This window comes from Stenotrophomonas sp. KH_052, assembly GCF_057838755.1.
In genome coordinates, this window is sequence record NZ_CM174475.1 from 2,530,283 (window position 1) to 2,542,874 (window position 12,592).

Consider the following 12,592-nt stretch of genomic DNA (forward strand, 5'->3'; position numbering starts at 1 on the left):
ATGATTGATACCCAATGAGCATCAATTGCGAAATCCTGGATCTGCGCGCATTCCAGCTGGTGTCGGAGACACGCAGCTTCCACCGCGCCGCTGAAATCCTGCACGTCTCCCAGCCGGCGCTCAGCCGACGGATACAGAAGCTGGAGCAGGCCGTGGGTTCGCCGCTGCTGGAGCGCACCACGCGCAGCGTCAGCACCACCGCCGTCGGCGAGAACCTGCTGCCGCTGGTGCGTCGCATGCTGGAGGAATTCGACGGATCACTGTTCTCACTGCGGGGCCGGGAGGACACGCGGGGCGCTACCGTCACCATCGCCTGCCTGCCTACGGCGGCGTTCTACTTCCTGCCCAGTGTGATGGCGCGCTTCCACGAAGCGCACCCCAACGTGCGCTTCCGGATCCTGGATATCCCGGCGACCGAGGGCCTGCAGGCGGTGGAACGTGGCGAAGTCGAGTTCGGCATCAACTTCATGGGCGCCAACGATCCGAATCTCGATTTCGACGTACTGGCCGAAGACCCGTTTGTGCTCGCTTGCCGACGTGACCACCCGCTGGCCCGCAAGCGCAGGGTGGACTGGGCCGACCTGGCAGAGCATCAGCTGATCACCGTGCATCGCACCAGCGGCAATCGCACGCTGCTGGACGGCGCCCTGGCGCGCGAGAACCTCAAACTGAGCTGGCACTACGAAGTGACGCACCTGTCCACGTCGCTGGGCATGGTCGAGGCAGGTATCGGCGTATCGGTGCTGCCGAAGATGGCCACGCCCGATGGTGATCATCCGAGTCTGGTGACGCGTTCGATCGGCAACCCGGTGGTGTCGCGCACGATCGGCATCGTGCGCCGGCGGGGCGCCCTGCTCTCGCCCACTGCCGAGCGGTTCCTGCGGATGTTGATGAGCCAGTGGCGCGGCGATGCCTGAGCACGACGGCGGCCCTTGAACCCGCAGGAGACCCGCATGCCGCCGCTGGCTCAGCGATCACTCTCCAGCTCGATCACCCGGTCAGTCGGGCTCACGATGCCTCGCCGATGGGTGATGGCCACCACGGTTACATCATTCGCAAGTGCGCGGATGTGGTCCATGATCTCGCGCTCGGTGGCTTCATCCAGCGCGGAGCTTGCCTCGTCCAGGAACAGGATCGCTGGCCCGCCATACAGTGCACGGGCTATCGCGATGCGCTGGCGCTCACCGCCGGATAACTTCAGGCCACGCTCGCCCACCGTCGTTTCAAGGCCCTCGGGCAGCGCCTCGATCAACGGCAGGATCGAGGCCTTGCGTGCGGCATGCCGCAGCCGATCATCATCGCGCGCGCGCCCCAGCAGGATGTTGTCGGCCAGGCTTTCGTTGAGCAGGATGACATCCTGCGGAACCACTGCGACGGCGGCATGCCACGCCGCACGGTCGATCCGGGACAGGTCAACACCATCGACCAGGATCCGGCCACGCTGGGGATCGATCGACTTCAGGGCAAGCTTGAACAGGGTCGACTTTCCTGCCCCGGTTGGCCCGATCAGGAAATTGATGCCGCCACGTTCGGCCTCGAAGGACATATCACTTACCCCGCGACCGTTGCCATAGCGGTGGCTGACCCGCTCGAACGCCAGCCGGCCGCTTTCACCCGCAAAGCGCTGGGCATCGGCTGCCTGTCGCTCCTCGGGCGCCGCCCACAAGGTGGAAAGCGGTGCCAGCATGCTCCACGAGCGCGCGACGTCATCGATCGAACGGGCAATCATCTCGAACGGCATGTTGAGCTGGAGCAGCAGCAGGTTGAACAGGACGATGTCGCCGACGCTCAGGCCGCCGCTCTGGTAGCGCGGCAGCAACAGGTGGAAGGTAACGATGAACTCGACCGCCAGGCCGATGCCCAGCAGTGCAATGAAGCCGATCCGCTGCAGTACGTAGGCGCGCCAGCTGTCGCGCACCTCCTGGGCCTTCTGCTCGAAGCGCTGCACCATCCAGGCGCTGCCGCCGAACTGGCGCAGCGTCTCCATGGCATTCATGGCATTGCCGACGAAGCGCGCGTTCTGCTGCCCGGCCTCGACCGCCGCTTCGCGATGGATGCGTGCACGCCGGGTAGCGATGGCGGAAAGCGTGACGGCTACCGTGCCGTAGGCCAGCACGATGGCCACCACCTGCAGGTTGATCAACGCACCCAACGTTATCAGCGTCAACAGGATCTGCAGCGCACTGGGAATGAAGGCCACCAGCCCCAGCTGCACCACGATCTTCAGCGCGCCACGGCCTTTCTCCCCTGCCACCTGCAGCTCGGCGGCGTTGTAGTCCAGGAAGAAGCTGTTGGTCTTCTTCAGCAGACGGGCGAAGTAGCGGGTACTGGTGATGAAGCCGAGGTTCTCGCCGCTGAGGAACGACAGGTACTGCACCGTGTTCTGCAGGGCACTGCCCGCGCCCAGGATGAAGGCGTAGAGCAGGAATCCCCCCGCCAGGGCACTGGCCCCGTCGATGGGCAACCGGTCGATCAGGCGCGAGAAAAGGTACGGCGCAGCAACGTTGGCCAGGCTGGACAGCAGGACACTGCCGGCGATGAGCAGCAGCAGCCGACGATCAGCCTTCCAGTACGCGCCCAGGATTTCAGCGACGGGCGGCGGAACAGCAGTCTTCTTCATCGGCCTTGTTCCGGCGTGGATTCAACCCTTGAATGATATGCTATAACATATCCATTCAGGAGCGACGTCACCACGTCGCAGGCCACTTTCGGATGGGATCGATGGACCGGGGAATGACGAACGTATCCGCTGCCGCGCCACGCGCACTCATGGCGCTCAGCATTGCCGCTGCACTGCTGGCCAGCGTGCCGGCGATCGCCCAGGACTCCAGCGACACCCGGGGTTCGGGGGCCGCAGGCGCACCGCCGCAAGCGCCGACCGCGACCCTGGACAAGGTGCTGGTGGTCGGCAGCAACATCCGCGATGCCATTGGCGGCGGCGCATCCCCGATCATCGTGATCGACAAGGAGGCCATCGACCGCACCGGCGTGGCTACCGTGCAGCAGCTGTTCGAGAAACTGCCACAGAACTTCGGCGGAGGCGCCAATGGTGCGAACGTCGCCAACCTTGGCGTCGACCGCGATACCGGCAACAACTTCGGCCAGGGCACCGCGATCAACCTGCGCGGCCTGGGAACCGGCACCACGTTGACCCTGATCAATGGCCACCGCGTGACCTCGTCGAACCGCTACCAGTACGTGGATGTCTCGCTGATACCGCTGAGTGCAGTGGAACGCGTTGAGATCCTCACCGATGGTGCTTCGGCCATCTACGGCACCGATGCGGTCGGTGGTGTGGTCAACATCGTCCTGCGCCGCGACTTCACCGGGTATGAGACCGCTGTGCGCTACGGCACCGTCACCGCCGGTGGCATGGAGGAGTACCAGGCATCGCAGTCGGCAGGCTGGTCGTGGGATGGCGGCCATGTGCTGGCCAGCTACGAGTTCCTGAAGCAGAGCAACCTGCCGGCGGTGGACAAGGACTTCTCGAAGAACGTGCGGGTCAAACCGTACGACCTCTACCCGGGGTCCAAGCGCCACAGCCTGTACGTGGACGGCGTGCAGCAGCTCAGCGATGTGCTGACCCTGAACGTGACCGGCTCGTTCGCCAAGCGCGAGATGGATACCACCATTTCCGGCACCGCCGACGAAACCCGGCTGTTCCCGCACACGCGGCAGTTCGACCTGTTCGCCGGACTCACGCTGGATCTTCCGCGACAGTGGCAGGCGCGCCTGAATTCCGGGTTCGGCAGGAGTGACGTTTCCTATCAGCGCACCACCATCACCGGCAGTTCGGCCAGTACGGCGCCACCGACCGATACGAACTCCGAATCCCGCTACCTGGATGTGGTCGCCGACGGCGAGTTGTTCAGCCTGCCCGCCGGGCCGATACGCGCGGCGTTCGGCGCGGGCTACCGCCGCGATGGCTATGAGCTGATCGATCATCGCGGCCTGGAAAAGCCACTCGACCTGCATCGAACGATCAGGTCCGCCTTCGGCGAGCTCAACATCCCGCTGCTGAAGGACATGCCGGGCGTGCGCAGCCTGTCCTTCACTGCGGCAGCGCGCTATGACGATTACAGCGATTTCGGTTCCACGCTGAATCCCAAGCTCGGCCTGCTGTGGGAGGCGACCCAAGGGCTTTCGTTCCGTACCAGCTATGGTCGTTCCTACCGGGCGCCGGTGTACCAGGACATGCAGTTGAACAACACCGTGGTGGTGGCGAACGTGCCCAACCCGAGCGCAGCCAATGGCAACACCATCCTGATGATGCTCTCCAATGGCAATCCCGATCTGGGCCCCGAACGGGCCAAGACCTGGACCGGCGGTTTCTCGTTCGCGCCGCCGTCGCTGCCCGGCCTCAAGATCGACGCGAACTACTACCACATCGAATACGCCGACCGGATCGGCAGTGGCTTCGGCGGCAGCTTCCCGTCGCTGTTCCTGCAGTCCACGGCGCCCTACACAGACATCCTGACCAGCAACCCGACGCAACAGCAGATCCAGCAGGCGCGCCAGCTGGGCATCTCGGGCCTGGGCCTGTTCGTCTCGCGCGTGGGGCCGTATGCGCTGCCACCGGGAACGGACGAAACCAACAGTCAGGTGATCCTGGACAACCGTTTCCGCAACAATGCCTTCACCCAGCAGCGCGGTATCGATTTCAGCGCCGGCTATGACGTTGATGCCGGCCAGACCCGCATCGCGACGAGCCTGGCCGGGCAGTACATCATCGAATCAAAGCGTCGTGTGACCAGTACGTCACCCGAGGTGGATGCGGTGAATTCGGTGTACTACCCGGTGGACCTCAAGATGCGCGGTGGCATCGCGCTGAGCCGGCAGCAGGCCGCGGCGGGGATCTTCGTGAACTACGTGGACAGTTACCGCGACCCCGCCAACGTCGCCCGGCCCCACGTCAGCTCCTGGACGACCGTCGATCTGAACCTCGCCTACCACTTCGGTGCATCGGCGGACCCGCAGCGTGGCACCTCGCTTGCGTTCAACGTGCAGAACCTGTTCGACCGGGATCCGCCGTTTATCGTCAACAGCATCAACACCGGCTACGACCCCACCAATGCGACAGCGCTGGGCCGCTTCCTGTCCATGTCGCTGACCCACCGCTGGTAGGCCCCTGCATGCGCGCCGTCTCCCCTGCCCAGTCGAGGTCCGTAGTGGCCATCCAGCAGGCGTTCGCTGTCGCGGCAACCCAGCTCACGCTGATGTGGCGAGAGCGGCGCGTGTTGTGGCTCGCCCTCGCCCTCTTGTTCATTGCAGGTGCGTCGGCGCTCAGCGGTGCTGCACGCCTTACCCTGCAGGCGCAGGAGCGCCAGGCAATGAGCGAGGAAGAGGCGCGGCTCTGGGACAGCCAGGGCACGATCGACCCGCATAGCGCAGCACATGTGGGGCGTGCCATTGCTGCCCCGGTGCGGCCCCTGGCTGCACTGGACCCGGGGCTGACGGATTACCTGGGAACCTCGGTGTTCATCGAGGGTCACGCACAGAACCCGGCCAGGCACCGCGCCGTGGATGGCGGCACCGCACTCAGCCGCTTCGAGGGTTTCTCTGCGGCGTGGGCGCTGCAGGTCGTCGCGCCGCTGCTGATCATCCTGGCCGGGTTCGCCACATTGTCCGGCGATGTGGCCCGCGAGACGCTGCGCCAGGAACTCGGTACCGGCGCCTCGGCCGGCGTGCTGATCTGTGGACGCTTGATTGCCCTGGCGGCCGCCTCGCTGCTGCTGGTGATGGCCATGCTGCTGATCAGTCTTCCGGGGCTGTCCATCCAGTACGGCGACGCCACGGATCTTGCCGCCCTGCTCGCACTGGCTTCCGCCTACCTGCTCTATCTGCTGGTGTTCTGCGCACTTACCGTGGGGGTCTCGGCACTTGCCGGCTCGGCACGGACGTCACTGGTCGTGCTGCTGGGCTTCTGGGTGGTGTCCACACTGCTGCTGCCGAGGGTGGCGCCTGCCATCGCCGAATCCCTGCACCCGACCCCTTCGGCACCGGCGTTCAGGACCGGCGTGACCGAGGAAGCGGAGAACGGCGCGGATGGCCATGACCCGGCAGACAAACGCCTTGATGCCCTGCGCGCCGCGTTGATGGCGCGCTACCGGGTCGACAGCATTGACGACCTGCCGCTGAACTTCCGCGGCGTGGCGCTTGAGTTTGCCGAGGCCAACTCGACGCGCGTCTACAATCGCCATTTCGATCGCCTGCATGCCACCTACCAGCAGCAGGACGCCATCCAGCGCCTGTTTGGCCTTGCCTCGCCGACATTGGCGCTGCAGTCCTGGTCGCGCGCCATCGCCGGCACGGATTTTCCGGCGCATCTGGCATTCCTGCGCGGCGTGGAGGACTACCGCTATCGGTTGATCCAGGCACTCAACCAGGAAGTAAAGCTGCACAAGGCACCACCGGGCGGGAAGCACATGGCCGACATCGCCGGCATCACCCGGTCGGTGCAGTACCGGCCACCACAGCAGACCCTGGCTGGCATCGCTGCCGCGCAAGGCGTGAATCTCGCCATTCTGCTGGCCTGGCTGCTGCTGGGTTGCGCGGTGGTCGCCCTCTCGGCGCGGCGGCTGGGGAGATCGCCATGAGCGTTGCGTCGATTGCACGCTACGAGATCCGCCGATTGCTGCGTGATCGAGCGCTGCCGGTGCTGCTTGTCCTGCTGCTCGGGCTGGGTGCCTACGCCGCGTGGAATGGCCGCACATGGGTGGACCAGCGCGAGGCGGCCATCGCCCTGATCAAGCAGGAAGAGCAACAGACGAAGGAGCGCAGCCGGGAATTCGTCGGCAAGGCGCCCTCGGTGCTGCCCCGCGCCCAGCCGGTGCTTGCGCCCGGCGCCATGGCGCCGCTGTCGATCGGCCAGGCAGACGCCTATCCGTACACCGCTGATGTGGTCGCGCTGGGCGATCCGACCCAGCTGCTCATGCACGTCTGGGCCGACATCGGCAATCCGACGGCACGGGCTGCGGGACGGTTCGACCTGGCGTTCGTGATCGTCTTCCTGCTGCCGCTGGTCATTCTCGTGGCCACCCATGATCTGTGGTCACGTGAGCGCGAGCGCGGTATCACAGCGCTGGTGCTGTCACAGCCGGTGTCGGCAACACGGCTGCTGGTGGTCAAGGCCCTGGCGCGTGGGCTGGTGGTGCTGCTGCCCGCACTGGTCATCATCGTGGCGGTGGCGATCGGGGCCGGCGCGCGCAGTCCTGCAGGCCTGGCCATGCTTGCACTGACCGTACTCTCATACGGCGCGTTCTGGCTGGCCCTTGCACTGCTGATCGGCTGCCTTGCCCGGCGCACCACCGAGGCGGCCATCGCCGCCGGCGCGCTGTGGCTGCTGATCGTGGTCATGGCGCCGTCGCTGGCGCTGGCCACGGTGAATCTGATCGCGCCGCCGCCGTCACAGATGCAGTTCGCCACCGAAGTAAAGGCGATGCAGTCCGATATCGCCACGCGCCAGCGGCGCGAGCATGCGACGTCGGCGCCAGTGAATTCGCCGTCCCCCGTCATCTCCGACACTGTGCGCCAGGCCTACGCCGATCGGGTTGCAGCTGACCGGGAACTGGAACGCCTGATCGCCTCGCATGCGCAGGCCGAGGCCGCACATCGCCAGGTTCTGGACAAGGTGCGGCTGCTGCTGCCGGCCGTCGCGACACAGGACGCGCTCGACCGCATCGCAGGCTCGGATGCCGACCGCGCGCTCGACTTCCAGGGGCAGGTCCACTCCTTCTGGCAGGCGCGGCGGCTGTTGCACAAGGCCTATCTGGATCGTGACGCGCCGCAGACCTTCGAAGAGTACGACACCCTGCCCCGCTTCCAGTTCCACGAAACAGCCGGCGTCGCCCAACGTGGTGTCCTCGCCGATCTCACCGCACTGATCATTGCCACCCTGCTTGTCCTGCTTACAGCCGGTGCATTGCGCAGCCGGCTGGCAACGCCCTGAGGAGACGTCCACATGCTGTCTGCAAAAAGCCTGGTCATGGAACACGGTGCACATCGGGCGCTGGATGACGTCAGCTTCGAGGTGAAGCCCGGCGAGATCTTCTGCCTGCTGGGCGCCAACGGCGCCGGCAAGTCGACCACCATCAAGCTGTTCCTTGGCTTTCTGAAACCCACCTCCGGTGCGGCCGAAGTGGACGGTCTCAGTGCGCACCAGCAGCCGCAGGAGGTACGCCGGCGGCTGCTGTACATCCCCGAGACCGTGGCGCTGTACGACGAGCTGACCGGCTACGAGAATCTGGACTACTTCGCGCGCCTGGCCGGTGTCGAGGAACGCTCGCCAGCGCGGTTGAAGGACGCACTCAGGTCCGCCGGCCTGGCGACCGACGCATTCGGGCGACGCGTGGGCCTCTATTCCAAGGGCATGCGGCAGAAGGTCGGCATCGCACTGGCCATCGTCAAGGAAGCCAGGGCCCTGTTGCTGGATGAACCCACCTCGGGCCTGGACCCTACGGCGTCAGCCGAGTTCCACGAGCTGATCGTGCGGGAACGCGATCGCGGCACAGCGATCCTGATGGCCACCCACGATCTGTTCCGTGCCCGTGAGGTGGCGACCACGATCGGCCTGATGCGGGCCGGCCGCCTGCGCAGGACGCTTGATGCCAGCACGATCACCGCGAACGATCTTGAGAGCCTGTACCTGGAAGAAATGAGCCGCAGCGCCTAGGCCACGGCGGCCGCCTGCGCGCCACGCTGGCCGGACCAGCGCCGCAGCCACGCTTCGATGTTGATCTGCGGGCCGAAGATGCCGAGCACCTGCGATGAGTGGTCCGGGCCGACCTGCTGGATGCCGGCATCGGCCAGCGCGCTGTCGAGATAGCCGCGCTTGGCCAGCATGCCGTCAACCAGCAGATTCCTGATGAACTGCTTGTGCCCCTGGGTGACCGCCACGGAGTGATCATCCAGATAGGATTTCACCTTCCGCGACAGCAGCGCATCCGGTAATAGTCCCTTCATTGCACGCCGCGCGATGGTGCGGTCTTCCGCGTCCGCGATGAGCAGGTGCAGCGGAATGCGCGCGAACAGTTCAACAAGCGGCTGCGCACTGATCGGCGATACACCATGCCAGTGGCCGGCGCCTTCGAACGGATCAAGGACGCTGGTCGGGAACACCATCCGGCCGATATGGGCCAGCTTGTAGGGTGATACGCGATGGCCCTGCGCCTGCGCATGCCGCAACCAGGCCGGCTGCAGGCCATCCTGTTCGGCGCGGTCCACCCGCACCCATGGGCACGGTTTGCCCCAACGGCCATTGATGCTGCCTGGCCGCTTGAGCAGACCATGGACCATCGCATCCTTCAGCACGCCGTACAGTGAATCGCCGGACTGCGCGGTTTCGAAGGCGACGCGGAAGAAATCCCGGTCGATGCCGCGCCGCCAGGCGTAGTCGATCGCAGCGGCATTGCCCTTGAAACGCAGGAACACCGCATCACCGCCAACACCGGTGAACTGCACGGTGTCACCGTCGAAGGCCACGTCACGGCGGTGGAGAAGATAGCCGGAACAATGCGCCGGCCGGGCTGTACGCGGGAAGGTCATGATCTCTTCCAGAGCGCAGTGAGGTTGCCTTCGGTACTCGATGTATTCGCAACGCCTGCCCGAGGAATCACTGGCCCCTTGCACTGCCATCCGCGCGAACAGCCGTTCGTCGGCGCCGATGCCATCATCGTAGTGGTGAACACACGTCACCTCCGGTGCCGACGGCGCCTGCAACAGGCCGGCCAGGATGATCGAGGAATCCAGACCGCCCGACAGCTGCAGCTGGATGCGCCGGTGCGGGCTGGCCAGTGCACCGATGCAGCCCAGCAGCGTGGAACGCGCCAGCGACACGGCTTGCTGAAGATCTTCGATCGGCGCGTCGCGGGCCAGCCGCACCACATTCCACTGGCACTGCCGGCCCACCGGTTCGCCGTTCCGGATCGAAACCGCCTCACCGGCTTCGACGGCAGTGACTTCCTCAAAGCCGGTCTGCAGGCCATCACGAAACGGATACAGCAGCGAATAGGACAGGAATGACCAGTCGACGTTTAACTCGCGCAGGCCCAGCAGCAGGCAGTCTTCCATGTTGGAGAAGACCACCGTCAACTGGCCCACGGTGGTCATGTAGCACGGGATCTCCGCGGTGGGATCGCGCAGCACGAACCAACTCGCTGTCTCTGGCTGGTAGCCAAACGCCACGTATCGCCCCCAGTACTGCTGGACGATGCTCCGGCCAAGGCTGCTGCAGGCGGTGTCGGCCGAGCCCGCATCGAGGCGCACGCGGCCGGGCACGGTGCCTTCGCTGAAATCCTTGTGGAACAACGCACCGAGTACCACCAGCGCATCCGATCGACTGGATTCGAAATAGCCTGGGTTGTCACTCTGCGCATAGATCGCAGCACCGTTGTCGTTCAACACGCAACCAATGCCAGGCAGCGCGGCCTCGATGCGTTGCACGGCCTGTTGCGCCTGGGCTGTTGCGGCGTCAGAGAGGGTGTTCCAGAGCACGGCGATGTATCGGTACATGCGTCAGGTTTGGTTACAGCACCAGAATGGGAACCATCCGGCGCAGGTTGAAGGGAATGTCGGTCAGCACGTGATCGCCGTGCTGCAACCAGCAGTGCGCGGCGAACGGCTGGGTTCTGACCGCGAACACCCAGCGCGGCACGATGCCGTACTTCGACAGGAACTCGCGCATCGCCAGGCAGTAGAGAAAGCACTCATCAGTTTTCCTGAAGGCCAGGGGTCGTAGCCAGTCGAACACCCGGACCCGCGACGCCAGTTCTTCAATGCTCACATGCGTGCCGTGGTGGTGATCCGCTCGACGGCGCTCGGCAGACACCGTGGCACTGAAAGGAAGGAATGTTCTGCTGCAGGCGGCATGGGCACACGAGACAATGAAACGACGCAGGTCCCGAGCCATGATCGGTTGACGGCCGCGAGGTGCGCCCTCGCGCACCCAGTACCGTGGCAGCGTAATGGCAGGGCTGGCGGCGGATTTGCCCAGCAGCGGGTCCGCGGTGATCAAGCGGCGGTCGAGCAGGGCCTGCAGAAGCGTGGGTATGCTTGCGCCATCGGGCCGCAGCGGCCAATCGAGAATGAGGTGGCCAAGGCCCGCGGCGCCGCGCCTTTCAAGGGAAAGATACTTACCCGTGGCCTGGTCCAGGATCACCATGGCATCGCCGGTGACACAGACGTGCGCGTGCTTTGACAGGAAGTACGGGGCGGCTGCCTGCTCCATCATGCGCTCCTGCGCCGGAACCGGAGAAGCGGTGCATGCAGGGCATGCACCGCAGATGCGACGTTGTGCGGAAGATCAGGGCGACGTGGTCGGGAACACGCCATCCCACAACGTGCCGTGGTTGTGCGCCTTCGTTTCCGAAACCACCGAGCCCAGCTCGATCAGTTCGCCACCCACACCCTGATCCTCAGGGTTCTGTCCTGCCACTACACCCAGCTCAATCAGCTCGTTCATGAACATCTCCTCTAGTCAGTGGATGTATCCATGCGTTGCGTTGGATCGCGTTGCATTGGATACGGAGCAGCCAAGCCATCATCGCCGCCACAGTGCGGGGCGATTGCCGCCAAGGCATCGAAATGTTACGATATAACATATTATTTTGGCGTGACGAACGACGCCAACGGCCCGCTGTCGATGCGACCCATGAGAGGCAAGAGGGATGAACACCGAAATCAATGCTGACGGGCTGGATCCCACGCTTCTGCTGAAGGGGATGTTTCCCCTGCCGAAGCTCATCCGCTTCGTACGGGAGCGTTGCCCCCCGGGACGCTTCGACGAGGCTGCGCTGGTGGAGGAATGGCGGACGGCACGTGCCGAGGTGCTGAGGCTGCAGCAGGAGGAAGCCGGTGAGGCCGACGCCATCAATGTCCATGCGTTGGCGGATGAGATGCTGCCGCTGGCTGAGCAGACGCTGCGACAACCCTCGATGCACCGGATGACGAGTGTTCTGCCACGCAGTTGGCAGATGGTCGAGATCGATCGACTGGTGATCTTCCAGGAGTGCATCAACCTGCGTCACATCGATCAGTTGGCGGCATCCCTGACCGCCTCGCCCACCGCGCAGGAGGTCATGCAGCTTGTCGCGCGCAGCGGCGGCCATGCACATCCGGAAGTGCGCTTCACCCAGTCCGATGGCAGCTACACCTTCGCGTCCACCTCGAACGACCTGCGCTTCCTCGATGTGGCAACCCTCGATCCGGCTGCCATCGCCGACTACGAGCCGTTCGGCGCAGCCAGCCACGCCGTCGTCATCTATCTGGGTTTCAGTGACAACCTGATCAGTGCCACCCGGTTTGGCAAGCGCATGGTGCTGACCAATGGCTCCCATCGCCTGTACCTGCTGCGCCGGCTCGGGTTCAGCCATGCGCCCTGCCTCGTCACCGATGCCTCCGACAGCGACCTCAGCGAGGTTCTGCTGCCGGCGGCGGTCAAGCAGGATCGCGGATTCTACCTGTCTTCCCCGCGTCCGCCGCTGTTCAAGGACTATGTCGATCCCCGCCTGACCTGCGTCGTGCCGGTCACCCGCAAGCACTACGCTCTGAGGGCCAAGCTCGACCTGCAGAGGATCACGGTTCCGGCGCTGTAATC

At 65.0% G+C, this 12,592-nt stretch carries 10 protein-coding genes; 6 read left to right on the top strand and 4 right to left on the bottom strand.

Annotated elements, in window-relative coordinates; all coding sequences use genetic code 11:
* The first annotated feature begins 14 nt into the window (after positions 1-14).
* Entirely contained in the window at positions 15-917 is a 903-nt protein-coding gene (locus AC3ITW_RS11700; protein ID WP_006367996.1) for a LysR family transcriptional regulator, read from the top strand.
* A 50-nt stretch (positions 918-967) separates the two neighbouring features.
* Here the strand turns inward: AC3ITW_RS11700 and AC3ITW_RS11705 are convergent, their stop codons facing one another.
* Positions 968-2,620 carry an ABC transporter ATP-binding protein gene (locus AC3ITW_RS11705; RefSeq protein WP_489389510.1) on the bottom strand — a complete coding sequence of 551 codons (1,653 nt, stop codon included), beginning with the start codon at positions 2,618-2,620 and terminating at the stop codon, positions 968-970.
* Between the two features lie 113 nt (positions 2,621-2,733).
* On the opposite strand from AC3ITW_RS11705, the gene AC3ITW_RS11710 reads away from it, so the two are divergent.
* Genes AC3ITW_RS11710 through AC3ITW_RS11725 form a run of 4 tightly spaced genes read left to right on the top strand, consistent with a single transcriptional unit; the run spans position 2,734 to position 8,671 of the window.
* Positions 2,734-5,124, top strand: coding sequence for a TonB-dependent receptor plug domain-containing protein (locus AC3ITW_RS11710; protein WP_489389511.1), 2,391 nt, complete (start codon positions 2,734-2,736; stop codon positions 5,122-5,124).
* A gap of 8 nt (positions 5,125-5,132) precedes the next feature.
* Positions 5,133-6,596: a DUF3526 domain-containing protein gene (locus AC3ITW_RS11715; RefSeq protein WP_100468538.1), complete on the top strand. Its 1,464-nt coding sequence runs from the start codon at positions 5,133-5,135 to the stop codon at positions 6,594-6,596.
* On the top strand, positions 6,593-7,948 hold the full coding sequence (locus AC3ITW_RS11720) for an ABC transporter permease subunit (RefSeq protein WP_489389512.1): 1,356 nt from the start codon (positions 6,593-6,595) through the stop codon (positions 7,946-7,948). Before AC3ITW_RS11715 ends, AC3ITW_RS11720 begins: the two co-directional genes overlap by 4 nt.
* Before the next feature lie 12 nt (positions 7,949-7,960).
* The gene (locus AC3ITW_RS11725) at positions 7,961-8,671 is read left to right on the top strand and encodes an ABC transporter ATP-binding protein (RefSeq protein WP_100468543.1); all 711 of its coding nucleotides are present in this window, start codon (positions 7,961-7,963) and stop codon (positions 8,669-8,671) included.
* On the opposite strand, the gene AC3ITW_RS11730 is transcribed toward AC3ITW_RS11725, so the two are convergent.
* From AC3ITW_RS11730 to AC3ITW_RS11740, 3 genes are all read right to left on the bottom strand, one after another.
* The gene (locus AC3ITW_RS11730) at positions 8,668-10,509 is read right to left on the bottom strand and encodes an asparagine synthase-related protein (RefSeq protein WP_489389513.1); all 1,842 of its coding nucleotides are present in this window, start codon (positions 10,507-10,509) and stop codon (positions 8,668-8,670) included. The genes AC3ITW_RS11725 and AC3ITW_RS11730 overlap by 4 nt on opposite strands.
* A gap of 13 nt (positions 10,510-10,522) precedes the next feature.
* Complete coding sequence (locus AC3ITW_RS11735) at positions 10,523-11,224, bottom strand: lasso peptide biosynthesis B2 protein (protein ID WP_489389514.1); 702 nt, start codon at positions 11,222-11,224, stop codon at positions 10,523-10,525.
* 75 nt (positions 11,225-11,299) lie between these two features.
* Positions 11,300-11,458, bottom strand: a complete 159-nt coding sequence (locus AC3ITW_RS11740; protein WP_489389515.1) for a hypothetical protein — start codon at positions 11,456-11,458, stop codon at positions 11,300-11,302.
* Positions 11,459-11,663: 205 nt separating this feature from the next.
* Between AC3ITW_RS11740 and AC3ITW_RS11745 the strand changes: the two genes are divergently transcribed.
* The gene (locus tag AC3ITW_RS11745) at positions 11,664-12,590 is read left to right on the top strand and encodes a hypothetical protein (protein ID WP_489389516.1); all 927 of its coding nucleotides are present in this window, start codon (positions 11,664-11,666) and stop codon (positions 12,588-12,590) included.
* Positions 12,591-12,592 lie beyond the last annotated feature (2 nt).